The 26,690-nt window shown below is 70.9% G+C and carries 24 protein-coding genes; 10 read left to right on the top strand and 14 right to left on the bottom strand.

What is annotated here, in order from left to right; genetic code table 11:
- Positions 1-640: 640 nt before the first annotated feature.
- The 4 genes from ACYVKY_RS09740 to ACYVKY_RS09755 form a co-directional block, all read right to left on the bottom strand.
- A complete protein-coding gene (locus ACYVKY_RS09740; protein ID WP_460434775.1) occupies positions 641-3,526 on the bottom strand; it encodes a vitamin B12-dependent ribonucleotide reductase in 2,886 nt (961 codons plus the stop codon).
- A 159-nt stretch (positions 3,527-3,685) separates the two neighbouring features.
- Positions 3,686-4,177: a transcriptional regulator NrdR gene (nrdR, locus tag ACYVKY_RS09745; RefSeq protein WP_460434776.1), complete on the bottom strand. Its 492-nt coding sequence runs from the start codon at positions 4,175-4,177 to the stop codon at positions 3,686-3,688.
- Between the two features lie 579 nt (positions 4,178-4,756).
- Complete coding sequence (locus ACYVKY_RS09750) at positions 4,757-5,182, bottom strand: OsmC family protein (RefSeq protein ID WP_460434777.1); 426 nt, start codon at positions 5,180-5,182, stop codon at positions 4,757-4,759.
- A gap of 33 nt (positions 5,183-5,215) precedes the next feature.
- On the bottom strand, positions 5,216-5,620 hold the full coding sequence (locus tag ACYVKY_RS09755) for a LysM peptidoglycan-binding domain-containing protein (protein ID WP_460434778.1): 405 nt from the start codon (positions 5,618-5,620) through the stop codon (positions 5,216-5,218).
- A 288-nt stretch (positions 5,621-5,908) separates the two neighbouring features.
- Between ACYVKY_RS09755 and lexA the strand changes: the two genes are divergently transcribed.
- Positions 5,909-6,649 carry a LexA family protein gene (gene lexA / locus ACYVKY_RS09760; RefSeq protein WP_460434779.1) on the top strand — a complete coding sequence of 247 codons (741 nt, stop codon included), beginning with the start codon at positions 5,909-5,911 and terminating at the stop codon, positions 6,647-6,649.
- 5 nt (positions 6,650-6,654) lie between these two features.
- Entirely contained in the window at positions 6,655-6,894 is a 240-nt protein-coding gene (locus tag ACYVKY_RS09765) for an RNA-binding S4 domain-containing protein (RefSeq protein WP_460434780.1), read from the top strand.
- Between the two features lie 3 nt (positions 6,895-6,897).
- Here the strand turns inward: ACYVKY_RS09765 and ACYVKY_RS09770 are convergent, their stop codons facing one another.
- The 6 genes from ACYVKY_RS09770 to hflX form a co-directional block, all read right to left on the bottom strand.
- Entirely contained in the window at positions 6,898-7,701 is an 804-nt protein-coding gene (locus ACYVKY_RS09770; protein ID WP_460434781.1) for a M15 family metallopeptidase, read from the bottom strand.
- On the bottom strand, positions 7,698-8,225 hold the full coding sequence (locus ACYVKY_RS09775; protein WP_460434782.1) for a L,D-transpeptidase family protein: 528 nt from the start codon (positions 8,223-8,225) through the stop codon (positions 7,698-7,700). Before ACYVKY_RS09775 ends, ACYVKY_RS09770 begins: the two co-directional genes overlap by 4 nt.
- A 541-nt stretch (positions 8,226-8,766) precedes the next feature.
- Positions 8,767-11,406, bottom strand: coding sequence for a DEAD/DEAH box-containing ATP-dependent helicase (locus ACYVKY_RS09780; RefSeq protein ID WP_460434783.1), 2,640 nt, complete (start codon positions 11,404-11,406; stop codon positions 8,767-8,769).
- Positions 11,407-11,420: 14 nt separating this feature from the next.
- Complete coding sequence (locus tag ACYVKY_RS09785) at positions 11,421-13,496, bottom strand: ATP-dependent DNA helicase (RefSeq protein WP_460434784.1); 2,076 nt, start codon at positions 13,494-13,496, stop codon at positions 11,421-11,423.
- Between the two features lie 10 nt (positions 13,497-13,506).
- Positions 13,507-14,058 (bottom strand): hypothetical protein, encoded by a 552-nt coding sequence (locus ACYVKY_RS09790; protein WP_460434785.1) that lies wholly within the window; start codon positions 14,056-14,058, stop codon positions 13,507-13,509.
- A 63-nt stretch (positions 14,059-14,121) separates the two neighbouring features.
- Complete coding sequence (gene hflX, locus ACYVKY_RS09795) at positions 14,122-15,663, bottom strand: HflX GTPase family protein (RefSeq protein WP_460434786.1); 1,542 nt, start codon at positions 15,661-15,663, stop codon at positions 14,122-14,124.
- A 134-nt stretch (positions 15,664-15,797) separates the two neighbouring features.
- On the opposite strand from hflX, the gene ACYVKY_RS09800 reads away from it, so the two are divergent.
- On the top strand, positions 15,798-16,400 hold the full coding sequence (locus ACYVKY_RS09800) for a class I SAM-dependent methyltransferase (RefSeq protein ID WP_460434787.1): 603 nt from the start codon (positions 15,798-15,800) through the stop codon (positions 16,398-16,400).
- A 3-nt stretch (positions 16,401-16,403) separates the two neighbouring features.
- On the opposite strand, the gene ACYVKY_RS09805 is transcribed toward ACYVKY_RS09800, so the two are convergent.
- The 4 genes from ACYVKY_RS09805 to miaB form a co-directional block, all read right to left on the bottom strand.
- On the bottom strand, positions 16,404-16,568 hold the full coding sequence (locus tag ACYVKY_RS09805) for a hypothetical protein (RefSeq protein WP_460434788.1): 165 nt from the start codon (positions 16,566-16,568) through the stop codon (positions 16,404-16,406).
- Positions 16,569-16,917: 349 nt separating this feature from the next.
- Positions 16,918-17,850 carry a diaminopimelate epimerase gene (gene dapF, locus ACYVKY_RS09810; protein ID WP_460434789.1) on the bottom strand — a complete coding sequence of 311 codons (933 nt, stop codon included), beginning with the start codon at positions 17,848-17,850 and terminating at the stop codon, positions 16,918-16,920.
- A 4-nt stretch (positions 17,851-17,854) separates the two neighbouring features.
- A complete protein-coding gene (miaA, locus tag ACYVKY_RS09815; RefSeq protein WP_460434790.1) occupies positions 17,855-18,793 on the bottom strand; it encodes a tRNA (adenosine(37)-N6)-dimethylallyltransferase MiaA in 939 nt (312 codons plus the stop codon).
- A 378-nt stretch (positions 18,794-19,171) separates the two neighbouring features.
- Positions 19,172-20,680: a MiaB/RimO family radical SAM methylthiotransferase gene (miaB, locus tag ACYVKY_RS09820; protein ID WP_460434791.1), complete on the bottom strand. Its 1,509-nt coding sequence runs from the start codon at positions 20,678-20,680 to the stop codon at positions 19,172-19,174.
- Between the two features lie 56 nt (positions 20,681-20,736).
- On the opposite strand from miaB, the gene ACYVKY_RS09825 reads away from it, so the two are divergent.
- The 7 genes from ACYVKY_RS09825 to ACYVKY_RS09855 all read left to right on the top strand — a co-directional run bounded on the left by ACYVKY_RS09825 (position 20,737) and on the right by ACYVKY_RS09855 (position 26,570).
- Entirely contained in the window at positions 20,737-21,303 is a 567-nt protein-coding gene (locus tag ACYVKY_RS09825) for a hypothetical protein (RefSeq protein ID WP_460434792.1), read from the top strand.
- Between the two features lie 98 nt (positions 21,304-21,401).
- Positions 21,402-21,623, top strand: coding sequence for a hypothetical protein (locus tag ACYVKY_RS09830; RefSeq protein ID WP_460434793.1), 222 nt, complete (start codon positions 21,402-21,404; stop codon positions 21,621-21,623).
- Between the two features lie 112 nt (positions 21,624-21,735).
- On the top strand, positions 21,736-22,785 hold the full coding sequence (locus tag ACYVKY_RS09835; RefSeq protein WP_460434794.1) for a LacI family DNA-binding transcriptional regulator: 1,050 nt from the start codon (positions 21,736-21,738) through the stop codon (positions 22,783-22,785).
- Positions 22,782-23,915, top strand: coding sequence for a molybdopterin-synthase adenylyltransferase MoeB (gene moeB / locus ACYVKY_RS09840; RefSeq protein ID WP_460434795.1), 1,134 nt, complete (start codon positions 22,782-22,784; stop codon positions 23,913-23,915). Before ACYVKY_RS09835 ends, moeB begins: the two co-directional genes overlap by 4 nt.
- A gap of 146 nt (positions 23,916-24,061) precedes the next feature.
- A complete protein-coding gene (locus ACYVKY_RS09845) occupies positions 24,062-24,850 on the top strand; it encodes an amino acid ABC transporter ATP-binding protein (protein WP_460434796.1) in 789 nt (262 codons plus the stop codon).
- A gap of 79 nt (positions 24,851-24,929) precedes the next feature.
- On the top strand, positions 24,930-25,820 hold the full coding sequence (locus ACYVKY_RS09850) for a glutamate ABC transporter substrate-binding protein (protein WP_460434797.1): 891 nt from the start codon (positions 24,930-24,932) through the stop codon (positions 25,818-25,820).
- Between the two features lie 99 nt (positions 25,821-25,919).
- Entirely contained in the window at positions 25,920-26,570 is a 651-nt protein-coding gene (locus ACYVKY_RS09855; protein ID WP_460434798.1) for an amino acid ABC transporter permease, read from the top strand.
- Positions 26,571-26,690 lie beyond the last annotated feature (120 nt).

Consider the following 26,690-nt stretch of genomic DNA (forward strand, 5'->3'; position numbering starts at 1 on the left):
GGTTGGCGATCTCGTAGTACTCAGCAAGCTGGCGACTATGGCGTGTTCGTGGCGCCTGCGTCATTTGGAGCTTTTGGAGTCGGTTTATGCCCGTCCATTCTAGTTTAACTCAGTTTCATTGGGTGGCGACGAGCGGGCAGGACGTGCACGACGTGTCCCTGCGAACCGCAACGCCTAGCATCGGGTTCCACTAGGTCTCAATCTTGGTCGACCGGTCACGTCCGCCGGGTCGATGGGAGATCCCTTCTCGCAGAGATGGGCACCACGCTCCAGCACTGCGGTTCGCCTCGATCACAACGTGGACATGCAGGCGCAGCCTTAACTCGGGATGATTAGCGGCCCACCGTTCCCATCGTCGTGGTCAACGAGTTCGACGAGCTGAGGCGGCCGAACGGGACTGCTGACATGGCCATGCTGTGGATTGGGCTCGCTCACTGGGTTGGCGCCGACGCGTTGCGCAGTTGGAGCAAGCGTGAACTTCGTCGCGGCCCCGACCGTTCGGCAACGTCGGAGCCAGCGCCACGAGGCTGGTCAGCCAGTCTGGGTTCCCGCGTCTCGTGATCGACCAGTCACCCGGTCGCTCCGCAACGCACGAGGGCGGGACCCCGGTCGGGGTCCCGCCCTCATCGACGCTCAGACGTCAGCTGCAGCCGCTGGTGCTCCCGCACCCCTCGCACACGTGGCAGCTGCCCGCCGGCCGCATCTTCGTCCCGCAGGTGAAGCACATCGGGGCGTCCGACTCGCGGCCCTGGATGACCTCGAGCAGCTCGGCCGACGAGTGCACCGCCTTGGGGGCCTCCTTGACCGCGGCCTCCTCGACCGTCTTCTCGGGCGCCGCGGTCGCCTCCACCTTGGCCTCGACCTCGGCGGCCTTCACCGGGGCCGACTGCGCCATGGCGTCGGAGTCCTCGTCGTCGACGACCGGCTCGTACGAGCCGGTCTCGAGCTGACGCTGGCGCTCGGCGGCGGTGTAGATGCCGTAAGCCGACCGCACGTCGAACGGCAGGTGGTCGAGGGCCAGGCGGCGGAACACGTAGTCCATCACCGAGGCGCTCATCCGCACGTCCGGGTCGTCGGTCATGCCGGCCGGCTCGAACCGCATGTTGGTGAACTTCTCGACGTAGGTCTCGAGCGGCACGCCGTACTGCAGGGCGATGGAGATCGCGATCGAGAAGGCGTCCATCACGCCGGCCAGGGTCGAGCCCTGCTTGCCGAGCTTGAGGAAGACCTCACCGAGGCCGTCGTCGGGGTACGAGCCCGCCGTCATGTAGCCCTCGGCGCCACCGACGCTGAACGAGGTGGTGCGCGACGGGCGCGACTTCGGCAGCCGCTTGCGGGTGGGCTTCGGCACCTCGACGATCTTGACCTCGGGCTCGGCCGCAGCAGCCGGCTCGTCCGCCTTCTTCGCCTTGGCGTCGGCCAGCGGCTGGCCCACCTTGCAGTTGTCGCGGTAGACGGCGAGCGCCTTGAGGCCGAGCTTCCAGCCCTGGTAGTAGACGTCGGCGATCTCCTCGACCGTCGCGCTCTCCGGCAGGTTCACCGTCTTGGAGATCGCGCCGGACAGGAACGGCTGGGTGGCCGCCATCATCCGCACGTGGCCCATCGGCTTGATGGACCGCTCCCCCATGGCGCAGTCGAAGATCTCGTAGTGCTCGGGCTTCAGGCCCGGGGCGTCGACGACGTGGCCCTTGTCGGCGATGTACTCGACGATCGCCTCGACGGTCTCCTCGGTGTAGCCGAGCTTGCGCAGCGCCCGCGGGATCGTCAGGTTCACGATCTGCATCGAGCCGCCGCCGACGAGCTTCTTGAACTTCACCAGCGAGAAGTCGGGCTCGATGCCGGTGGTGTCGCAGTCCATCATGAAGCCGATGGTGCCGGTGGGGGCCAGCACCGACGCCTGGCTGTTGCGCCAGCCGTTCTTCGCACCGATCGACAGCACCTGCTCCCACGCCTTGGTGGCCTCACGGTGCACGTCCTTGTCCATCGTGTGCAGCGTGCGCACCGCGTCGTTGGCGGCGGCGTGCTTGCGCATCACCCGGGCGTGCGCCTCGGCGTTCTGGGCGTAGCCCTCGTACGGGCCGACCACGCCGGCCAGCTCGGCCGAGCGCTTGTACGACGTCCCGGTCATCAGCGAGGTGATCGAGGCGGCGAGCGCGCGGCCGCCGTCGCTGTCGTACGCCAGGCCCGAGGCCATCAGCAGCGCGCCGAGGTTGGCGTACCCGATGCCGAGCTGGCGGAACTTGCGGGTGGTGTCGCCGATCGCCTCGGTCGGGAAGTCGGCAAAGCAGATCGAGATGTCCATCGCGGTGATGATCAGCTCGACGGCCTTGGCGAACGTCTTGGCGTCGAAGCTGCCGTCGTCCTTGAGGAACTTCAGCAGGTTCAGGCTGGCCAGGTTGCAGCTCGAGTTGTCGAGGTGCATGTACTCCGAGCACGGGTTCGAGGCGTTGATGCGGCCCGACTCGGGGGTGGTGTGCCAGTCGTTGATGGTGTCGTCGTACTGGATGCCCGGGTCGGCGCAGGCCCACGCGGCGTGAGCGACCTTGTCGAACAGCGCCTTGGCCTCGATCTCCTCGATCACCGAGCCGTCGATGCGCGAGGTGAGACCGAACTTGCCGTCCTCCTCGACCGCGCGCATGAACGCGTCGGACACGCGGACCGAGTTGTTGGCGTTCTGGTACTGCACCGAGGTGATGTCGGCGCCACCGAGGTCCATGTCGTACCCGGCGTCGCGCAGGACGCGGATCTTGTCCTCCTCGCGCGCCTTGGTCTCGACGAACTCCTCGATGTCGGGGTGGTCGATGTCGAGCACGACCATCTTCGCGGCGCGGCGGGTGGCGCCGCCGGACTTGATGGTGCCCGCGGACGCGTCGGCGCCGCGCATGAACGAGACCGGACCGGAGGCGGTGCCGCCGGAGGAGCGCAGCAGCTCCTTGCTCGAGCGGATGCGGGACAGGTTCAGGCCGGCACCGGAGCCGCCCTTGAAGATCATCCCCTCCTCGCGGTACCAGTTCAGGATCGAGTCCATCGAGTCGTCGACTGCGAGGATGAAGCACGCCGACACCTGCTGCGGCGAGGTCGTGCCGACGTTGAACCACACCGGGCTGTTGAAGGAGAAGACCTGGTTCACCAGCATCCAGGTGAGCTCGTGCTCGAAGACCGTCGCGTCGTCCTCGGTGGCGAAGTAGCCGTGGTCGCGGCCGGCCTGGGTGTAGGTGAGCACCACGCGGTCGACCAGCTGCTTCAGGCCCTGCTCGCGCTCGGGGGTGCCGACGGCGCCGCGGAAGTACTTGGTGGTGACGATCGTGGAGGCGTTGACGCTCCAGAAGTCGGGGAACTCGACGCCCCGCTGCTCGAAGATCGTCTCGCCGGTCTTCCAGTTCTGCTGGACGACGTCGCGCCGCTCCCAGGTGACCTGGTCGTAGGGGTGCACACCGGGCGTGGTGTACACGCGCTCGATGGTCAGGCCCTTGCTCTTCTGCGCGCCCTTGCGGGTGCGGGCTGCGCCGGAGGCGGTCTCGGTCATGGGTGCAGGTCCCCTCGTGGTGGGTGGTGCTGGGTTCTGGTCTACCCGGTGGGTCCGACAGTCAGGACCTGTCGTCCGGGATCGTGCGGGGTGGTGCGGGTGGATCACGTGTGGGCCCGGTGGCGGCGTCGGCTTCCCCTCCGTCGCCGCCACCGGTGTCTAGGGGGCGGGCTCGCCCGTGCGGGCCGGCTCGACGCCGGTGGGTTCGCGCTCGGCGCGCAGCAGCGTGATCGCCGACTCGAAGTCCTCGAGGGAGTCGAACGCCTGGTAGACGCTGGCGAACCGCAGGTACGCGACCTCGTCGAGTTCGCGCAGCGGCGCCAGGACGGCGACGCCGACCTCGTGCGCCTCGATCTCGGCGCAGCCGGAGGCACGGATGGCGTCCTCGACCTTCATGGCCAGCAGCGCCAGGTCGTCCTCGCTGACCGGCCGGCCCTGGCAGGCCTTGCGGACGCCGGACACGACCTTGTCGCGGCTGAACGGCTCGTTCGTGCCGGAGCGCTTCACCACGGTCAGCGACGTCGTCTCGACGGTCGTGAAGCGGCGGTTGCACTCGGGGCACTGGCGCCGCCGCCGGATCGCCTGGCCGTCGTCGGCAGTCCGACTGTCCACGACACGGGAGTCGCCGTGGCGGCAGAACGGGCAGTGCACGGACCGGGCTCCTCTCGTGCTGCGTACAACGTGCTGGGCGGTCCGTTTCGTCCACAGCCTGTGCATGAACCGGACAACACGAACCACAACCTGTGGACAACTTACGGGTGTGTAACTACAAGATCTAGTGGTCAGGAACCTAGATCCGTCTACACGGTTACGCAAGCACCGGCGGCGTGTCGCTGGCGTGTCGCCGGTCAGACGCCTCTAGCCGCGCTCGGTGCGCGCGAGCACGATGAACCGACCGCGCGGTGGAACGTCCGCGAGACCGCGTCGCTTTCGTCGACTTACGACTGCACCCGCTGCACCCCGCCGAGCCGGAGCCACCGCGCGGACGCGGCCACCGGGTGCGTCACTAAGTGCTGGCGGCGCCGGTGCGTGGCACCGGGTTGCACCTGCCAGCGCGACGACGGTCATGGAAGGGGCTGCACGCACACCTCGACTGCGCTAAGGACGAGGACCTCAAGTTCGCGGAGTCGCATGTGCCCGCGATGCTCTCGGCCGATCGAGATCCTCGCTGCGTCAAGGCGGACTTCTTGCGACACAAGAGGGCCGAGTTGCTGAGGCGACGTGACCGCTTCAGCTGACGTCGAGCTCCATCTGCACCGGCTCGCCGAGCTCGAGTGTCCGGCTGACCGTGCACGACACGTCGTGCGAGGTCTTAGCAGCCCGCGGCGCGAGCTGACGGGCCTTATCGCCGTCGCCGCCCTCGGGGAACGCGAGGTGGAACGTCGCGCGGATGTCTTGCAGGTGGTTGCCGTGCTCGTCACGCACCTTCTCTGCGCTGACCTCAACGTCGAACCGGTCGGGTTCGACCCGGCGAGAGGTGACGCTGTCGATGTCGACGGCCGAGCAGCCGCCGATCGCGGCGAGCAACAGCTCCACGGGCGAGAAGTCATCGCCCGCCATGGATCCGAAGCGGAGCACTCCCCCGCGCCGGTTGCGAGCCTCGTACACACCGGTCTCGAGCCGGGTAAGCGTGACGCTCCTGCGATCGTCGGTCATGACTCCAGCGTGGCACCTGCCGCGGCGCGGCAGTCAGCCGGCCGGAACGGTAAGGACCTGACCCGCGAACACCTGCGAGTCGGGAAGGCCGTTGAGGTCGCGGACCTCGATGACGGCGTCGCGCGGGTCGACCGACGGGTCGGCGGTCGAGGCGATCTCCCAAAGCGTCTGCCCCGGCAGCACGGTGACCTGCGTGGTGGCCGGTGCCGCTGCGGAGCTGTCGGCCCACGCCACGCGGGCGCCGATCACGGCGACGGCCAGCACCAGCGCGCTACACAGCAGCGTGACGAGCAGGCGACCGCGTCGGGTGAGCCGGAGGGTCGCGTCCGGAGCGACAGCCGCCCTGGCGCCGGTCGACCGCGCGGGCACGGCCACCAGGTGGCGGGTGCGACGCGGCGGCAGGGCCGGGACCAGGGTGTCGATCGTCAGTGCGGACATCGGGACCTCCGTGCGCTCGGGGAAGTTGATCGAACGACTGTTCGATCGAACGCGTGTACGAGTTGTACCAGCCGCGTCCGGCCGTGTCCAGGCAGACGTCGAACACGCGTTCGTCGTACAGGCGTTCGTCGTCATGCCCAGAAGCCAAGCAGCGACCACCGACAACGCGGTCCGCGAGCACGGGAGGACGGCGCGACACGTTCGAACAGGTGTTTGAAACGGCGCTGTCGGACCCCTACGGTTTCCTCACCGACACGAGCAGCGCACCAGTCCGACGCAGGAGGCACCATGGCCAGGCCCACCGTCCCACCGCGACGCCCGAAGGCAGGCGACGGCACCTTCAAGGCCATCACCAGCCGCAACGGCGAGGCGCACGTGCATGAGCTGCCCGAGGTCGACGGCTCCGACGGTCTCACCGTCCGCCAGCGCAAGGTGCTCGAGGTCATCCGCGACGCCGTGGCGGCCCGCGGCTACCCGCCGAGCGTGCGCGAGATCGGCGAGGCGGTCGGCCTGACCAGCCCGTCGAGCGTCGCGCACCAGCTGCGCTCGCTGGAGCAGAAGGGCTTCCTGCGCCGCGACCCCAACCGGCCCCGCGCCATCGAGGTCGTGCAGCCGGAGGAGGTCGACGAGACCGGCATCAACGACGCGTTCCCCGAGGCCGCCTACGTCCCGCTGGTCGGTCGTATCGCCGCCGGCGGGCCGATCCTGGCCGAGCAGGCCGTCGAGGACGTCTTCCCGCTCCCCCGCCAGATCGTCGGCGACGGCGCGCTGTTCCTCCTCAAGGTGGTCGGCGACTCCATGGTCGACGCCGCCATCTGCGACGGCGACTGGGTCGTCGTGCGCCAGCAGCAGGTCGCGGAGAACGGCGAGATCGTGGCCGCCATGCTCGACGGCGAGGCCACCGTCAAGACGTTCAAGCGCAAGGACGGGCACGTCTGGCTGCTCCCGCACAACGACGCCTACTCGCCCATCGACGGCGACGACGCCGTGGTGCTCGGACGCGTCACCGCCGTCCTGCGCAGCATCTGACCCCTGTGACCGACAGCGAGAGCGTCGGCGTCCCCATCAGGGACGCCTCGATCCGGCTCGGCCAGCTCCTGAAGCTGGCCGGGCTGGTCGAGGACGGCGGCCACGCCCGTGACGTGCTCGACTCGGGGGCGGTGACGGTCGACGACGAGGTCGAGACGCGGCGGGGACGTCAGGTGCGGCCGGGTGACGTCGTGCAGGTCGAGGCCGAGGGACGGTCGATCACGGTCACCGTCCTGCGACGGTGAGCCTCAGCGTTCGACGTGCTGGTAGTCGGGGTTGCGCCAGGCGCCGCCCCACTCGAACCCGTTGCTGGTGAACGCCTCGAGTGCGGCACCCCCGCGGTAGAGGCCACCGGGGTGCTGCACGTCGCGGTCGGCGAACCGCGCACCGTTCGGCGGGAGCACCTCACCGCCGAGCACGTACGGGTTGGTCCGCGGGTTCACGTCGATGGCCCGGCCGTAGGCGTGGTTCGACCACGACTTCGTGGCCGAGTTCGTCACCGCGTAGCGGCAGTTGAAGGCCGACGTGTTGTTGGCCGCCATAGACGCGTCGTCGTCGGAGCCGAACTCGTCGACGGTGCGGATGGACTCGAACGGGAACCGCTGCGCGAACAGCGACGCGAACGCCCGGCGCGACGCCGACTCGATGTCCTTGTGGATGACGAGCGTCCCAATGCGGACGGCTCCGCCCAGGTCGTGGTAGCTCAGCGACACCACGCGCAGCGACGCCGGCCCGACCGGGCAGCCCTCGCGCCAGCTCGACCCGAGGTCGGCAGCGGTCGCCGCACGGGCGCTCCAGGTGAAGCCGGCGGGGTCCGCAGCGTTCGCGGGCGGAGCGGTGGTGGGCGGCGGTGGGGTCACGATGCCTCCGACCGGCGCGCCCGCCGCCACCGGTACGTCGTCGGGTGCGGCCAGGGGCGCGGCCGCGGTGGTGCCGGTCGACGGTGCGGGCGTGAGGTCGGCGGTCCTGCCGCCGTCCGTCGTCGTGCACGAGGCCACGGCCGCGAGGGCGAGCCCGCACACGAGGAGCCGGCGTGGGAGCGAGGTGCTCACGAGATCGCGATGACGGCGCCGGGCTCCTGCCAGCGGAGCACCGCCAGCAGGGCGTCGGTGGGGATCGACACGCAACCGGCCGTCGGTCCGCCGGTGGAGACGTGCAGGAAGATCGCGCTGCCCTTGCCCGGTGCGGCCGACTCGTTGTACCCGATCACCTGCGCGTAGTTGTAGGCCGGGACGGTGAGCAGGTTCTCCGCGCTGGCCCAGCGTCCGTCGACAGGACCGCGCTGGTGCGTGTTGTAGAGCGGCGACGCCGGGTCGTCGACCCAGAAGTCGTTGCCGTCGGCGACGAACCAGCCCTGCGCCAGCCCGGGGTCGCCCTTGGCGCCGAAGCCGCCGCGCAACGGGTAGACCCCGCCCGGGGTGTGGCCGTCACCCTCCTGCTTGCTCGACGCACTCGTCACCCCGGACCGCCCGACGTACCCGGAGTACGGGCCGAGGTCGGTGGTGTAACTGCCATCGGCCTGCCGGGAGCAGGCGCGCACGGTGGCCCGGGTGCCGGAACCGCGGACGACCACCACCTGCTGCTCCCCCGCCGCGGCGCCCGGGTCGCATAAGGCCTCTGAGCTGCCGCTGCTGCCCCGGGAGGAGGTATCGGCTCCGGTGTCGGTCGCGCGCGTGGCCGCGGCCGTGGTGCGGGGTGGCGGAGAGACGATGGACGCCGCGGGTGCCTGCAGACCCGGATCGTCTGCTTCCTCAGCCAGGACGGCGGTCGGCGCGGCCGTCGGCGAGGCGCCGTCAGCGGGTTCGAGGCTGGTGGTGTCACCTGGGGCGCACGCGACCAACACAGTGACGAGGACGGTGGCGGACAAGGCAAGCCGTGGGCGGGGCACGCAAGAACTCCCAAGGTCGGAACCCCCGCACCCTACCCGCCGCCGGAGTCCCCGATCAGGGCTCGGCGAGCAGGCTGTTACTGCCGGCCCGCGCCTGCACCGCCACCGGCGGAGTCGACCTGGGCCTCCTCCTGGATCGGGTGCCAGGTTGCCCCGTCGATCGCGAACTCACCCTGGTCGTAGGTGGCTAACGCAGTGTCGGGCGTGCCCTCGTACGAACCGAGCCCAGTCACCCCTGCACTCGCGTCTGCAGTAAGCGGGCTTGAGCATCAGAGGCTAGGACGTTGCGCGCAGCGAATGCGCGCGCCACCACACCGAATGCGTCGTCTCGGTTCGGCGAGGCACGGATGTCGCGCCACGCGGCCGCCACGTCTCGCGAAAGGGCAAGAACCGTTGCCGGCGTGACGTAGTAAAGATGTTCTGGCGCGACGGTCGCAGCGTCAGGGTGGATGAGGGGGCGCGGGGAAACGACCAAGGAGGCCGAGCCTTCGGGAATCTCAACACCTTCGTCGGCCGCTGTTAACTCGAGGTGGTCTCGTGCCTGCCGAATGTCCCACACGTCGACGTCGCCTTCCGCTTTGTCTTCGGTCTTGGCTTCGAACGTGAGCCACCAGCTAGGAAGCATCCAGACGCAGTCAGGTCGTGCCTGATCTTTGGACTTGAAGGCTCGGACACCCAACAGTTCGCCCAATGAGCGTAACCCATTCTCGTAAGCGCTGGCCTCCGTTTGGCCTAGGTTGCGTTCCATATCAGCAACGAACTTTGTGAAGGCACCCGTAGCTTGGGTAATGAAGCGACTCGCAAGTGCAGCCGATATCGCTTCGACGTCCACCTGATCATCAAGAACCACTTCCTCTTCCGGCAGCGGCATGACTTCGCGCAGCCATAGGCTTCCTCGAGCGGCAGCATGTGCCTTCCGCAGCGTCGCAAGCACAGCCGGCGTAATGCTACGCTCACCTTGCTGCTTATCGGCTTCTCGCGTCCATGCAGCTGCGAGATACAGCCAAAATCCGCGATAGCCCCGCAACTCGTTGCCTGGAACCTGTTCCACCACTTTCATTGCAGCTTCTGCGGCGTGTCTCCAGTCGCCAGCAAGAAGTGACTCACAGGCTTCGATCTCATAGCCTGCCGCCTTCGAAAGAGGCTGCGCGACGGTAGGGCGCGACTGCGTCGCTTCGGTACGGCGCTCGATGATCTCTGGCTCGGCCTGAGATCGCCACTCGTCTCCCTGGGCAAGAAAGATCTCGGCGTTCTCGAGCAACTCCTCCGCCCGGGCAGCGCTATTCTGTAACCCGAACGCGATTTCCGCTTGCAACTCGGAACGAAGCGCCGATTGTACCTCGCGAAGCGCGAGGAACTCTGTAATGTCATCACCCTTCAGCACAACCAACGAATGATCTGATAGACCGCGTGTAGCACGGCCAGCACCCTGAATGATGCGAGTTCTGACTCGCTCCTGCAGCACCACCCCAGCAAGCAGCGAGTCTGAAAGAAATTGTTCCTGCAGGTGCGCTCCCTTAGGAAGCCCATCCAGAATCACTGCTCGACACTGCTCGCCTGGCAAATCGATGCCGTCATAGCGACCCGCCAGTGCCAGAATTCCACGCGTTGCGCTTCGAAAGGAGATTAGCGCAGTTTCTGGCTGGCTCGGACCGAAAAGAGGGAGACCCTTGGGCACGATTTCCGCGACCTTGTTCGCAGCATGTGTGCTGGGGGATAAAACTACCGATTTTCTCGCGAGAAGTGCAACGTCACCCGTGAAAGCCGCGGCGCTACGCCCGCGCTGGAGCGACGCGAACAGGAAGAATCGACGCCCAGCTCCGCGCTTCTCCCAGCCACTTGGAACCGGCAGTCGCTCGATAGGTGCGACACCGAAAGACCTCTCAAGCTCCCCAGAATCGCCGAGAGTGGCCGAGAGGTAGATCCGCTGTATCGCATCCTTGAAGTGACCATTCTGGCCCGTCGGTGGAATGAACGGACGGATCAGAATTCGATTACGGCCGACGTATATTAGGCACTTGTCCAGGAAAGTGCGAATCTTGACAAAGCCCCAATACGCGGTCTTCTGATCGTCGTCGTCCGGATCAAGCCTAGCCAACACCCCCGCGAGCGAATCTGCCAGCCCCGCGGAGATGTTAACCGGCGTCAGGCGTGGCGCCTCAGACCCAATGTGGGCGTCATTGTCATCGAGGAAGGCGCTGAATACCGTTGAAGGCAAGCCTGGCTCCAATATCTGCAGGAGCGACTGATAGGTGGACCCGAGGTGCCTCCGGCTCACCTCGACGCTCCAGTTGGCGGCAACAAAACCTTCAGCGGAATGGGCGTCATCGAAGATGATTACGTGAGGCTTGCTCATGCCCGGCTTCGCATTGAACAGCGCGCTATACGTCGTTAGTCCGATCTGCTCGTTTCCAGAATAGGCGGCTTTATCGCGTGCATCCCACGAACTCTTCGGACCTACAAGGACGGCTGGACTTATCCCATTGGCTACAGCCGCGTCGCGAACCTGGTCCACTAGCTGGTGATTCGGGCAGGCGTAAAGAACTCGCTCGGCCCGCGATCGGCGCCGCCACTCAGCAATCAGCAGGCCCGGCAACGTTTTGCCCGCTCCCGTCGGAAGCTCGAGCGCTACGTTGGCATGACCTACGTGCCTGTCTGAATAGGCACGCAGGAGGTCCGTTTGATGAGTCCACAAGGCCCCGACGCCGTCGCCTGTCTTGATGAGGTCGTCGAACAACCGCTCCGGGCTTGCTGGAGCCTCGCCTTGTGATGATCGCGTTCTGAAGGGCACGACCCCATTGTCGCTTTTGGCAGCGGCCGGCGCATCGTTGTTGCCCAGGACCGCGTCGAGATGAACGACGATCCACATCGCACTACGCGCCGTCACCCGTCCGCAACGGCCACTTCGCCCGATTCGCCCACTACGCCGGCTAACGGCCGCACCGGCCCGGCGGCCTCGTCGAGCCGCTTCAGGGCCGCTCGCACGGCGTCGCCGTCGGTCGTGGCCCACATCGGCGGCAGCGAGTCGCGCAGGTACCCGGCGTACCTGGCCGTCGCCAACCGGGAGTCGAGCACGGCCACCACGCCGCGGTCCTCGGTCGAGCGGATGAGCCGCCCGGCCCCCTGCGCCAGCCGCAGCGCGGCGTGCTGCGCCGACACCGCCATGAACCCGTTGCCGCCCGCCTTGGCCACCGCCTCGGTGCGCGCCGACTGCAGCGGGTCGTCCGGACGCGGGAACGGGATGCGGTCGATCACCACGAGCTGGCACGCGGGGCCGGGCACGTCGACGCCCTGCCACAGCGACATCGTCCCGAACAAGCACGTCGGGGCGTCGGCGGCGAACGTCCGCACCAGGTTCGGCATCGAGTCCTCGCCCTGGCACAGCACCGGGAACGACAGCCGCGACCGCATCGCCTCTGCCGCCTCCTCGGCACCCCGCCGCGACGAGAACAGCCCGAGCGTCCGCCCGCCGGCCGCCTCGATCAGCGACGCGAGCTCGTCCATCGACGCCGCTCCCCCCGGGTCGCGCCCGGGTGCCGGCAGCCGCGACGCCACGTAGAGGATCGACTGCTTCCCGTAGTCGAAGGGGCTGCCGACGTCGACGCCCTCCCACTTCGGCGCCCCCGCCCCCGCGAGCCCCACCGAGCCGGCAGCGGCGTCGAACGTCCCGCCGACCGTCAGCGTCGCGGACGTGAGCACGACCGAACGGTCCTCGAACATCTTGCCGCGCAACAGGTTCGACACCGAGATCGGCGCCACGTGCAGCAGCCGACGAGGCCCGCGCCCGATCTCCGACACGGTCAGCCACGCCACGTCGGTCGTCAGCCCGGCCGCCAGCCGCTCCGCCGTGTCGAACACCTCGGTCAGGGCGCCGCGCGCCATCTGCAGACCACCGGCCGCCGCCTCGCCACCGGCCGACATCTTCCCGGGCGTCGCGTCCTTGAGCTGGGTCAGGCCCTCGCGGGCGGCGTCGCGCACCTGCTCGCACGCGTCCTGCAGCTGCGACGGCAGCCCGTGGGTGAAGCGTCCGGGCTCGAGGTCCTCGATCGCCGCCTCGAGCAGGCCCGCCGCGTCCGACAGCCGCGCCGTGTCGATCGACCCGTGCCGCCGAGCCCGCGACGCCGCCGCCTCGACCGCCGACACCGACAGCTGGTCGGAGATCACCGACGTCACACGGTCGGCCAGCTCGTGCGCCTCGTCGACGACGAGGGCGTCGTGCTCGGGCAGGATCTGCCGTCCCTCGAAGGTGTCGATCGCGAGCAGCGCGTGGTTCGTGACGACGACGTCGACCGTGTGCGCGCGGGCACGAGCCTTCTCGCTGAAGCACTCCGACGCCATCGGGCACACCTGCGACCCCAGGCACTCGAACGCGCTCACCGCGACCTGCCGCCACGCCCGCTCGCTGACGCCCGGCACCAGCTCGTCGCGGTCGCCGGAGTCGGTGTCCTCCGCCCACTCCCGCAGCCGCACCACCTCGCGACCGAGGTTCGACGTCGGCCCGGACGTCACCACCCGCCCGGGCAGCGGCGCCAGGTCGAACAGCCCCGGGTCGTCCTCCTCGGGGAAGCCGCCGCCGAGCTTGTGCTTGCAGACGTAGTTGCCGCGTCCCTTCACCATCTGGAACGTGAGGCGCCGTCCGAGAGCGGGTTCGAGCGTGTCGGCCAGCCGCGGCAGGTCGCGCTCGACCACCTGCGCCTGCAGCGCCAGCGTGGCGGTGGACACGACGGCGCGGCCACCGGTCTCGACCGCGTGCCGCACCATCGGCACCAGGTAGGCCAGCGACTTGCCGGTACCGGTACCGGCCTGCACCAGCAGGTGGGTGCCGTCCTCGAACGCCGACGCCACCCGCGCCGCCATCTCGTGCTGACCCGGCCGGGTCGCGCCGCCGATGCCGCCGACGGCGGTGGTCAGCAGGTCGTCGACGTCGGGCAGACCGGCGCGGTCGTCGTCCTCGGGCACAGCAGGGGCGTCAGTACGTGGCGGTGCCGGTCTGGAACACGTTCGCGAACACGCCGAGGATCTGCAGCAGGAACGACAGGATCCAGCCCGCGATCCACGACGTCAGCAGGGCGAGCAGCGCCTGGACGGCCGGGTGCAGGGTGCGGAAACCGCGCACCAGCCGCCACAGCACCAGGCACAGCACAGTGAAGCCCCACTGCACCAGCAGGCTCGCGACGGCGATGCCGGTGACGACCAGCGCCAGGGTGCCCCCGGCCACGCCGACGGTCTCGGACCAGCTGGCGTCCTGCTCCGACAGACCGGCGACCAGGCTCCAGATGAAGGCGCCGATCAGGGCGAACGCCAGCGCGATGAGCGCGGTCGCGATGGCGTTGTAGAGCAGCGACCACCACACGCCCGGCAGCAGCGGACGCTCGGGCTTGGGCTGGGCGGGCACCAGCGGTCCGCCGCCGTACCCGACGGGGGCGGGCTGCAGCGGCCCGGACGGGTAGTCGGACGGGTACCCGGACTGGTACCCGGGCTGCTGCCTGGACGGTGCGGGCCACGAGGACGGGGAGCTCACGTCCCCATCGTCGCAGACCGCCACGCCCCGGACGCGCACCTTCCCCAGGCCCGGCGGCCCAGGTCAGGACGCCGCGACGACCTGGAACGGCTCGAGCTCGGCGGCCAGGTCGGGGTTGACCCGGGTGACGAGCGTCGTGCCCTCGGCGACGTGCTCCTCGCTCAGCACCTCGCCCTCGGTGTGGGCGCGGTTGACCAGGTCGCCCCGGTCGTACGGCACCACGACGTGCAGCTCGACCTGCGGGCGGGGCAGCTCGCGCTCGATCAGGTCGCGCAGCTCGTCCATGCCCGCACCGGTGCGGGCCGACACCACGATGACCCGCTTCTCGGTGCGCTGGATCTGCGCCACCACCTCGGGGTCGGCGGCGTCGGCCTTGTTCAGCACGATCACCTCGGGGACCGAGTCGGCACCCACGTCCGCGAGCACCTCGCGCACGGCGGCGATCTGGCCGGCCGGGTCGGGGTGAGCGGCGTCGACCACGTGCAGCACCAGGTCGCTGTCCGCGACCTCCTCCAGCGTCGACCGGAACGCCTCGACCAGCTCGTGCGGCAGGTGCCGCACGAAGCCGACGGTGTCGGCGAGGGTGAAGACGCGGCCGTCCTTGGTCTGCGACCGGCGGACGGTGGGGTCGAGGGTCGCGAACAGCGCGTTCTCGACCAGGACGCCCGCACCGGTGAGGCGGTTCAGCAGCGACGACTTGCCGGCGTTGGTGTACCCGGCGATGGCGACCGCCGGCACGTGGTTCCGCTTGCGGCTGGACCGCTTCGCCTCGCGCGCCGGCTTCATGTCCTTGATCTGGCGACGCAGCCGCGCCATCCGGGTGCGGATGCGACGGCGGTCGAGCTCGATCTTGGTCTCACCGGGGCCCCGGGAGCCGATCCCGGCACCGCCGGCGACCCGTCCACCCGCCTGGCGCGACATCGACTCGCCCCAGCCGCGCAGGCGCGGGAGCAGGTACTCGAGCTGGGCGAGCTCGACCTGCGCCTTGCCCTCCTTGCTCTTCGCGTGCTGGGCGAAGATGTCGAGGATCAGCGCGGTGCGGTCGATGACCTTGACCTTGACGATGTCCTCGAGACCGCGGCGCTGCGAGGGCGAGAGCTCGCCGTCGCACACCACGGTGTCGGCGCCGCTCACCTCGACGATCGTCTTCAGCTCGGCGGCCTTGCCGGAGCCGAGAAAGGTCGCCGGGTCGGGCGTCGGGCGGCGCTGCAGCACGCCGTCGAGCACCTGCGACCCGGCCGTCTCGGCCAGGGCGGACAGCTCGCGCAGCGAGTTCTCCGCGTCGGCGGGCGTGCCGTGGGTCCACAGGCCGGCGAGAACGACCTTCTCCAGCCGCAGCTGCCGGTACTCGACCTCGGTGACGTCCTCGAGCTCGGTCGACAGGCCGGCGACGCGGCGCAGCGACTGCCGCTCCTCGAGGTCGAGCTGGTCGCCGTCGGACTCCTGGACGTGGTCGTCGGGCGCCGAGACGGCGGTGCCGTGCCGGGAGAGGATCCGCGAGACGGCGTCGTCGATCTGGCGCTCGTCGATGTGCACGACCGAGTCCGCGTCGTGGACGGGCAGGTCGGCGGCCTCGTCGTAGCGGTCGGGGTGCGCGGCGGTCATACGTCTCCTGGGGTCGTTCTCGGGCGGCGCGCGTGCGGCGCGTCCCGCCTGGTGGGCCTACCCACCATGTCCTACAACGAACGGTCGGGCGAGCAGATTCCTGCTCGCGCCGTGCTGCCGGGTACCGTCCGCGCGTGGCCGACCACTACTTCACCGACACCCCGACCGGGGCGGACGAGCGGCGCACCCTCGAGGTCCGGCTCGCGGGCCGGGACGTCGAGGTGGTCACGGCCACGGGCGTCTTCAGCGGCGGGCACGTCGATCTCGGCACGCGCGTGCTGCTCCGCGAGGTGCCGGCGCTCCCCGCCGAGGGCGACCTGCTCGACCTCGGTTGCGGCTGGGGACCGCTGGCCCTGGCGATGGCGCTGCAGTCCCCCGCGGCGACGGTGTGGGCGGTCGACGTCAACGAGCGGGCGCTGGCCCTGACCCGCGAGAACGCGGAGCGGCTCGGCTGCAGGAACGTCCGCGCCGTCACGCCCGAGCAGGTGCCGGACGACGTCCGGTTCGCCGCGCTCTGGTCGAACCCGCCGATCCGGATCGGCAAGCAGGCGCTGCACGACCTGCTGCAGTTCTGGCTGCCGCGGCTCACCCCCGACGGCGAGGCGCACCTGGTGGTGCAGCGCAACCTCGGCGCCGACTCGCTCACGGCGTGGCTGGGCGAGGCGATCCCGGCGATGGAGTCGCGAAAGGTAGCCAGTGCCAAGGGTTTCCGGGTGATCCGGACGACCCACCGGTAGCCGTCAGGCCGTACGGAGCCGCCGGCGACGGCGGGCGCGGGCGGTCTGCAGCGCGTGGAGCAGCTCGTCCCGCCGCTGCTGGCGCTCGTCGACGGCCGGCTCGTCGAAGCGGGTGAGGTCGAGGACGCGCGGACGGGCGTCCGCCCTGCGCTGCCTGGGTACCGCCACGTCGTCCTCCTCCCTGGTCCCGCCGGGTGGCCGGACGGCGCGCCGCCCCCTGCGACCAGCGCGCCGTCCCCGGCCCTGGACGACGCACCCCCTGCGCCGTCCGTCCCGAGCGGGATGGCGCACCCGCCCGAGCGGGAGCGCCGTCCTGTCCTACTGACGTCCGAGGAGCCCGTCGCGTTGCGTCCTGATACGACGTCGGGGTGCAGGTTGCTCCGAACGGGTGACGCAGGTCACGTCGGCGGCCTGGCCGACGCGCACTGCACGAGGCGTCCTGGCGTGCCACACGTGTCGCTCCACCACTTCGGTGTCACTTCCGACACTGAACTAGCCAAACGCGCAGGCCGGGCGGTCAGAGGGAGGTGGTGCCGTCCGCGACGAGGGCGGCGGGGCCGCTGAGCTCGACCCGGTCGCCGGGCAGGACGCGGACCTCGACCTGCCCGCCCGGGACGTCGACCTTCCAGCGGTCGGGCGAGCCCTCCCCGCCCCAGGCGCGGGCGGCGAGGGCGGCGGCGCAGGCGCCGGTGCCGCAGGAGCGGGTCTCGCCGACGCCGCGCTCGTGCACGCGCATGGCGAGCCGGCCGACGACCTCCTGGGCCGGTCCCCCGCCCTCGACCTCGGCGTCGAGCGCGACGAGCAGCTCGACGTTCGTGCCGTCGACGGGCGCCGGCTCGACGACCGGCGGGTGGAACAGCTCGGCCGCGCTCAGCTCGCCGAGGTCGGCGAGCATCACGACGGTGTGCGGGTTGCCGAGGTCGAGGCTGAGCGCCGGCCGGGCGACGTCGAGACCCGGCACCTCGACGGTGCTGTCGTGGCCCTCGCGGACGGCCGCCTCCCCGCCGGGGAACGCGAACCCGCCCATGTCGACGGAGAACCAGCCGTCGGGACGCCGGTGCACGCGCTTCACCCCGGCCCGGCTGGCCACGGCCAAGCCGGGACCGGTGACGTCGTCGGCGAGCGCTGCGTCGACCAGGCCCTCGCGCAGCAGGTAGGCGGCGAACACCCGCACGCCGTTGCCGCACATCTCGGCGACGCTGCCGTCGGCGTTGCGGTAGTCCATGAACCACTCGGCGGCGGGCTCGTGGGCCAGCACCTCGGCCGCTTCCGGCACCGCAGCGGAGCGCACGACGCGGATCAGGCCGTCCCCACCGACACCGGCGCGACGGTCGCAGAGCGCCGCCACCCGCTCGGGCGACAGGTCGAGGACCCCGTCGGGGTCGGGCACCACGACGAAGTCGTTCTCGGTGCCGTGCCCCTTGGTGTAGCGCAGGCCGTCGCTCGTCACGGCGTCAGGGTACGGGGGACGCCACGACGTCCAGCGCGAGCGTCTCGAGCTCGTCCAGGCCGAGCGTGGCGTCGAGCCAGACGATGCGGTCGTCGCGCCGGAACCACTTCTCCTGCCGTCGGGCGAACGCCCTTGTGAGCCGGACGGTCTCGTCGCGCGCCTCGTCCAGGGACAGGCGACCGTCGAGGTGGTCGAGCACCTGCGCGTACCCCAGCGCGCGGGACGCGGTGCGCCCCTCCCGCAGCCCGGCGTCCGCCAGTCGGCGCACCTCGTCGACCAGCCCCTCGTCGAGCATCCGGTCGACGCGGACGGCGATGCGCTCGTCGAGCACCTCCCGCGGCGCGCGAAGACCGACCTGCACGGTCGGGCGGACGTGCTCCCCCGACGGCAGCGTCGCGGTGAACGGGCGCCCGGTCAGCTCGACCACCTCGAGCGCGCGCACGACGCGGCGCACGTTCGAGGGCAGGATCGCGGCGGCCGCTGCCGGATCGCGCTCGGCCAGCTCGGCGTGCAGGGCCCGCGGCCCGACGGCGGCGGCGCGCTCCTCCCACCGCGCCCGGACGGCCGGGTCGGTGCCGGGGAACTCCAGCGGCTCGAGCGCGGACCGGACGTAGAGCCCGGACCCGCCGACCAGCACCGGCACCCGTCCGGCGTCCGCGAGCCCGTCGATCGCCGCGCGCGCGTCGCACTGGTACGCCGCGACGCTGGCCTCGTCGGTGACGTCGAGGACGTCGAGCAGGTGGTGCGGCACGCCGAGCCGTTGCGGGACAGACAGCTTCGCGGTCCCGACATCCATGCCGCGGTAGAGCTGGGACGCGTCGGCGTTCACCACCTCGCCGCCGAGCGCGAGGGCGAGCCGCACCGCGAGGTCGGACTTCCCGGTGGCGGTGGCGCCGACGACCGCCACGACGCGGGGTGCGTCGCCTCCCGTCCCGTCGCTCACGACCGCGATTCTGCCGCCACCGGCCGCCCGCTCGGGTGGCAGCCCCCGCCGTCCTGCGGTTCCCTCGTCCCAGGGAGCACTCGGGGGCGAGCGCCACCGTCCGGTTCCCGTCCGCACGGCGAGGAGGTACCGATGGCGACCCGACGCACGCACCCGAGCGCACTCGGACAGGCGGCGCAGCCGGCCCCCTGGGCGTCCACGCAGCCGGCCGAGACCGACCCCGACGGCGGCACCGACCCCGAGCCGGACCCGAACGAGGAAGCGGCCGAGGAAGGCGACGCGGACCCGCGCGAGCCCGGGCCGTACAGCCGGCGCTACTTCACGCGCACCGGCCGGGACCGGACGCACCTCACGGTCGTGCCGGACCTCGGGACGGGCTCAGGACCGCACGGTCGGCAGCCCCAGCACCACCGCGGAGGACGTCCCCGCTGACGGCTGCGCCGGGACGCCGCACGACTGCGCCTGGCGCCGGTCCCACGCGTCGCCGGCCCGGGTGCGGCGCACCGCGAACCGCCCGCCCTCGACGCCGCTGTCGGCGACCAGGTGGTGCGGCGCCGCGTACGTGACGTCGACCTCGACCACGTCGCCCGGACGCGGCACGTCCTCGAGGTCGGCCGGCAGCGCTACGTGCACCAGCCGGTTGTCGCGGGCGCGACCCGAGATGCGCGCGGTGGCACCGTCCTTGCGCCCCTCCCCCGTCGCGACCAGCACCTCGACGGTGCGGCCGACCTGGGTGAGGTTCTCGTCCCAGCTGACCTGCTCCTGCAGGGCGACGAGCCGCTCGTAGCGCTCCTGCACGACCGCCTTCGGCAGCTGGTCGGGCAGGTCGGCGGCGGGCGTCCCCGGGCGGATCGAGTACTGGAACGTGAAGGCGTTCGCGAACCGCGAGGCCGCGACGACGTCGAGCGTCGCCTGGAAGTCCTCCTCGGTCTCGCCGGGGAACCCGACGATGACGTCGGTGGAGATCGCCGCGTGCGGGATGCGGTCGCGCACCTCGTCGAGGATCCGCAGGAACCGGTCGGACCGGTAGGAGCGGCGCATCGCCTTGAGCACCCGGTCGGACCCGGACTGGAGCGGCATGTGCAGCTGCGGCATCACGTTGTGGGTCTCGGCCATCGCGTCGATGACGTCGGTGGTGAACGCGGCCGGGTGCGGGCTGGTGAACCGCACCCGCTCGAGCCCGTCGATCTCGCCGCAGGCGCGCAGCAGCTTCGCGAACGCACCGCGGTCGCCGAACTCGACGCCGTAGGTGTTCACGTTCTGCCCGAGCAGCGTGACCTCGATCGCGCCGTCGTCGACGAGCGCCTGCACCTCGGCCAGGATCTCGCCCGGCCGGCGGTCCTTCTCCTTGCCCCGCAGGCTCGGGACGATGCAGAACGTGCAGGTGTTGTTGCACCCCACGCTGATCGAGACCCAGCCGGCGTAGGACGAGTCGCGCTTGGTGGGCAGCGTCGAGGGGAACACCTCGAGCGCCTCGAGGATCTCGACCTGCGCCTGCTCGTTGTGCCGCGCGCGGTCGAGCAGCGCGGGCAGCGAACCGATGTTGTGGGTGCCGAAGACGACGTCGACCCACGGCGCCTTGCGGACGATGGTGTCGCGGTCCTTCTGCGCCAGGCAGCCACCGACGGCGATCTGCATGCCGGGGTGCCGCTTCTTCACCGGCGCCAGGTGGCCGAGGTTGCCGTAGAGCTTGTTGTCGGCGTTCTCGCGCACCGCGCAGGTGTTGAAGACGACGACGTCGGCCTCGTCGCGGTCGGCACCGGCGTCGAGGGGGACGTAGCCGGCGTCCTCGAGCAGGCCCGACAGCCGCTCGGAGTCGTGCACGTTCATCTGGCAGCCGTAGGTGCGCACGTCGTAGGTGCGGGGCGCCGCAGGGGTCGTGGTCATCGCGCGTCCAGGGTACGTGGCTCCAGCCGGGTGGTCCTTCGGCCGATGACAGCCGGGTGACCCTGCCACCCGTGCCGCCTGCCGCGACCAGCGGCCTCCGGCTGGCCGTGGACGTGACACCGGCCGACCTCGAGCACCTGGTGCTCACCGCCCACCGGCGCCTGCCGTCGTACCGGCGCACGCTGTGGGGCGTCCGGGTGCTGTCGGGCCTGCTCGTGCTGGCGATCGGCGCGGTGCTGTCGCACGTCGCCTTGGGGTGGGGAGCGATGGCTCTGTACGCGCCGGCCTCGGTGCTCGCCGGCTGGTGGGCTCCGCGGGGTGTGCTGCGCGCCGCCGTCCGCCGCACGATCGGCCCGATGACACAGGACCGCAGCGGCAGCGTCCTCGGCCCGCGCGAGCTCGAGGTGCTGGCGGGCCAGCTCGTCGAGCGGTGGCCGCACGGCGAGAACCGGGTCGACCTGAGCGCCCTGCACGACGTCGTGCGCACCCCGTCGGCGGCGCTGGTGCTCATCAGCCCGCTGGCCGGCTGCGTCCTCCCGCGCGAGCGGGTGCTCGCCGGGGACCACGACGCGTTCGTGGACGGGCTGGTCGCGGCGTGGCACTCGGCTCGGGAACCGGACTGACCTCCTGGCAGGGACTTGACCGGTACAGACTCTCGCATTACTGTACCGGTACAGCCGATCGACAGGACCGGCCGACCGCCACCCAGGAGGTGACCGAGATGGACTCCCTGCCCTTCGCGATGGTCACGGCGAACGACGCCACCCGCGCCCACCTGCACTCCGCCCGGCCGGACGCCCCGGTCGTCCCGGACGCCGAGCCGCGCCTGGCCCGCACCCGCGTGCGGCTCGCCGCCGCCCTGCGCACCGCCGCCGAGCGGCTCGCCGTGCCCCCGCGTCCCGCGCGGACGAGCTCCCCGTCGCGGTTCGCGCCCTCGCACTGACCGGCACCACCCGATGGCCACCCGGCCGGGAGGCGCCGTACCGGCGGTGGCCTCCCCCGAGGCCCACGGGGTGCGCCGGTTACGCTCGCCGCGAGGCGAGGAGGCGCACCCCGTGGGCAAGGTGACACTGCAGACGATCGCCGACGCCGTGGGCGTCAGCCGGATGACGGTGTCGAACGCCTTCTCCCGCCCCGACCAGCTCTCGGCCGAGCTCCGCGAGCGCGTGCTCGCCACCGCCGACGAGCTCGGTTACGTCGGCCCCGACCCCCGCGCCCGGGCGCTCGCCCGCGGCCGCACCGGGTCGGTCGGGATCATGATCACCGACGCCCTCGAGGAGTCGTTCACCGACGAGGTCGCGATGCAGGTGCTCGCCGGCGTCGCGACCGAGCTCGCGCCGTCCGGGCGCTCGCTCACGCTGCTCCCCTCGATCAGCGAGGGCGACATCGTCCCCGCGCGCGACGTCCCGATGGACGGCGCGCTCGTGTACTCCTGCGACCCGACGAACGCCGGCGTCTCGTGGCTGCACAAGCGTGACCTCCCTGTCGTCTACATCGACCAGGTCGTCGACGAGCAGGTCGCGAGCGTGAACGTCGACGACCGCGGCGGCGCGCGCGCTGCTGCCCAGCACCTGCTCGACCTCGGGCACACCCGGTTCGGCGCGATCGTGTCGGTGATCGGCCACGACTTCGGCGTCGTCGACGACCCCGCTCACCTGCCGATCGGGCACGCCACGCACCTGCGGATCCTCGGCTGGGACGACGCGCTGCGACCGGCCGGCGTGGCCGATCCCGTCTACGTGCAGGTGCCGCGCTACGACTACGACGAGTCGCGCAAGGCCGCCGCGCTGCTGCTCGACCGCGACGACCCGCCCACCGCGGTGCTCTGCTACTCCGACCTGATGGCCGACGCCGTCGTCGACGAGGCCCGCGAGCGGGGGCTGCGCGTCCCGCAGGACCTGTCGGTCGTCGGCTTCGACGACAGCCCGCGGGCGCGCCGCATGCGGCCGGCGCTCACGACCGTGCGCCAGGACAGCTCCGAGAAGGGACGCCTCGCCGTGCGCACGCTGCTGCGTCGGCTCGAGGCCGACGACGGCCCGGTCGAGCACCACGTGCTGCCGACCGAGCTGGTCGTGCGCGACAGCACCGGACCGGTGCCCGCGTGAGCCGGTCGTTCCCCCCGCTGGTCGAGCCGGGCGACGACCTCACGTCGGAGGAGGTCACGCGGTACTCGCGGCACCTGCTGCTGCCCGAGATCGGGCGCGAGGGCCAGCGTCGGCTGAAGGCTGCGCGCGTCCTCGTCGTCGGCGCGGGCGGGCTCGGCTCCCCCGTCCTGCTCTACCTGGCGGCCGCGGGCGTGGGCACGATCGGCGTGGTCGACGACGACGTCGTCGACTCCTCGAACCTGCAGCGCCAGGTGGTGCACGGCGTCGACGACGTCGGGCGTCCCAAGGTCGACAGCGCCGCGGAGTCCGTCGCGCGGGTCAACCCGCTGGTGCGCGTCGTCCGGCACCACGGCCGGGTCGAGCCCTCGACCGCGCTCGACCTCGTCCGCGGCTACGACCTCGTCGTCGACGGCACCGACAACTTCCCCACCCGGTACGTCGTCAGCGACGCGTGCGTGCTGGCCGGCGTCCCGCTGGTGTGGGGGTCGATCCTGCGCTTCGACGGCCAGGTCAGCGTGTTCTGGGCCGAGCACGGCCCCACCTACCGCGACCTGTTCCCGCTGCCTCCTCCCCCGGGCTCGGTGCCGTCCTGCGGCGAGGCGGGCGTGCTCGGCGCGGTCTGCGCGATGGTCGGGTCGGTGATGTCGTCCGAGGTGGTCAAGCTCGTCACCGGCGCGGGCGAGCCCCTCGTCGGGCGGATGGTCGTGCTCGACGCGCTCGCCACGACGTGGCGCACGCTCGAGGTCCGCCGCGACCCGTCCGCGGCGCCGGTCAACGAGGTCACCTCCCCCTACCCGGACGAGGACGCCGTGCCGGTCGTCGACGCCCCGGCCCTGGCCGCGCTGCTGGCCGACGACGCCGTCCGGGTCGTCGACGTCCGCGAGGCCGACGAGCTCGAGATCGTCGGGCTGCCGGGCGCCGTGCACGTCCCCGTCCGCGAGTTCCGTTCCGGCAGCGTGCCGGACGCGGTGCCGCGGGACCGGCCGGTCGTGCTGCTGTGCAAGTCGGGCGTGCGCTCGGCCCGCGCGCTGCGGGTGCTGCGCGAGGCCGGTTTCGACGACGCCCGCCACCTCGAGGGCGGCATCACCGCCTGGGTGCGCGACGTCGACCCGTCGCTGCCGTCGTACTGACCCTGGACGGGTCACCGACGTACTGGGGCGATCCGGGCGCACGAATCGCCGTCAACGGGCCGATCAGGTCTCAGACTGGTCACGACCCGTCGCGAGCGGCACCCGGAGGTGGGAACCGGACACGCCGGACCACTACGGTTCCCGGCATGACGGACCTGACCAAGGACGCCGCCGCCCCCTCGGGCGACGGCGCCACCGGCCGGCCGCTCGTCGTCCTGGACAAGGTCAACAAGCACTTCGGCTCGCTGCACGTGCTGAAGGACATCGACCTGACCGTGCACGAGCGCGAGGTCGTCGTCGTGATCGGGCCGTCCGGCTCGGGCAAGTCGACGCTGTGCCGCACCATCAACCGGCTCGAGACCTTCGAGGGCGGCTCGATCACCCTCGACGGCAAGCCGCTGCCCGAGGAGGGCAAGGGCCTCGCGCGGCTGCGCGCCGACGTCGGCATGGTGTTCCAGTCGTTCAACCTGTTCGCGCACAAGACGGTGCTCGAGAACGTGACGCTCGGACCGACCAAGGTGCGCAAGAAGTCCAAGGCCGAGGCCGACAGGCGGGCACGCGAGCTGCTCGAGCGGGTGGGCGTCGCGAGCCAGGCCGACAAGTACCCCGCGCAGCTGTCCGGCGGGCAGCAGCAGCGCGTGGCGATCGCCCGGGCGCTGGCGATGGAGCCGAAGGTGATGCTCTTCGACGAGCCCACCTCGGCCCTCGACCCCGAGATGATCAACGAGGTGCTCGACGTCATGACCACCCTCGCCAAGGAGGGGATGACGATGGTGGTCGTGACGCACGAGATGGGGTTCGCCCGGCGAGCCGCCGACCGGGTGGTGTTCATGGCCGACGGCGAGATCGTCGAGGAGGCGCCGCCGGAGGAGTTCTTCACGAACGCGAAGAGCGACCGCGCGAAGGACTTCCTGTCCAAGATCCTCACCCACTGAACCGCCCGCACCAGCGCTGAGCAGGCCGACACCACCGACCACCCAGCACGAACCGACCCCTACCCGGGAGGACCGCACGATGATGTTCCGCCGCACCACCCTGACCGCCCTGCTGGCGGTGGGCGCCCTCGCGCTCGCCGCGTGCGGTGGTGGCGAGGACGACGCCGCCACCACCGAGCCCACCGTCGCGGACGCGCCGGAGTTCGACGAGGGCACCACGATGGCGAAGATCGCCGAGGCCGGCACGCTGCGTGTCGGCACCAAGTTCGACCAGCCCGGCTTCGGCCTCAAGGGTCTGTCGGGCGACCCGGAGGGCTTCGACGTCGAGGTCGCGAAGATCATCGCGGGCGCGCTCGGCATCTCCGAGGACGACATCGAGTGGACCGAGACCCCCTCGAAGGTCCGTGAGCAGGTCATCCAGGACGGCGACGTCGACATGGTCGTGGCCACCTACACGATCAACGACGCCCGCAAGGAGCTCATCACCTTCGCCGGCCCGTACTACGAGGCCGGTCAGCAGCTGATGGTCGCCGCCGACGACGACACCATCGAGGGTCCGGACGACCTCAAGGCGAACCCGGACGTCAAGGTCTGCTCCGTCGACGGCTCGACCCCGGCCGAGAACATCAAGGAGTACCTGGCCGACCCGGCGCAGCTGGTGACGTTCGACGTGTACGACAAGTGCGCGGACGCGCTCGAGACCGGCCAGGTGCAGGTCGTCACGACCGACAACGTCATCCTGCTCGGCTTCGTGTCCAAGTCTGAGGGCGCCTTCAAGCTGGTGGGCGAGCAGTTCACCGAGGAGCCCTACGGCATCGGCATCACCAAGGGCGACACCGAGTTCTGCGAGTTCATCAACACCACGCTCGCCGACAACGAGGACGCCTACAACGAGGCGTGGGCGAGCACCGCGGGCGAGATCGAGGGCACCCAGGCCCCGACCCTGCCCGAGGCGGACGCCTGCGCCTGACGCGTCCGCTCGCACCTGGACGCGCCTGACTGACCGCGACCGGCGCCGGACCTCGTCCGGCGCCGGTCGCGCCACCACCCCCGACCACGAGGAGCACGGTTGGACGTCATCACCGACAACCTCGACCTGTACCGCAGCGGGTTCCTGCGTTCGCTGGGCATCTGCCTGTGGGGCATGGTCGGGTCGCTCGTGCTCGGGACGTTGATCGCCGCCTGCCGGGTGTCGCCGCTGCCGCCGCTGCGCGCGTTCGGCACCGCCTGGGTGACCATCTTCCGCAACACCCCGCTGACGCTCGTGCTGTTCTTCGTCGCGTTCGGCTTCCCCCGGCTCGGCATCAACGCCGACTACTACGTCTTCATGCTGCTCGGGCTGTGGCTCTACACCTCGGCGTTCGTGTGCGAGGCGATCCGCTCGGGCATCAACTCGGTGGCACCCGGGCAGGCCGAGGCCGCGCGCGCGATCGGCCTGACCTTCACGCAGTCGCTCAGCCTCGTGGTCATGCCGCAGGCGTTCCGCTCGGTCGTGCCGCCGCTCGGCAGCGTCATCATCGCGATGTTCAAGAACTCCGCGATCGCCGGCCTGTTCGGCGTGAGCGGCGACCTGATGAGCGTCGGCACCAACCTCAACGGCGCCCAGGGGTACGCCGCGGTGCCCGTCTTCATCGGCGTCGCGATCGGCTACCTGCTCATCACCCTGCCCGCCGGCGCGCTGCTGAGCGTCTTCGAGCGGAAGGTGGCGATCGCGCGATGAGCAGCGTCCTCTACGACGCGCCCGGTCCCAAGGCGCGCCGCAACGCCCTGGTCGGCAGCGTCGTCGGCGGTCTGGCGGTGCTCGCCGTGGTCGGGCTGGTGCTCAAGCGCTTCTACGACG

The organism is Angustibacter speluncae (assembly GCF_054777815.1).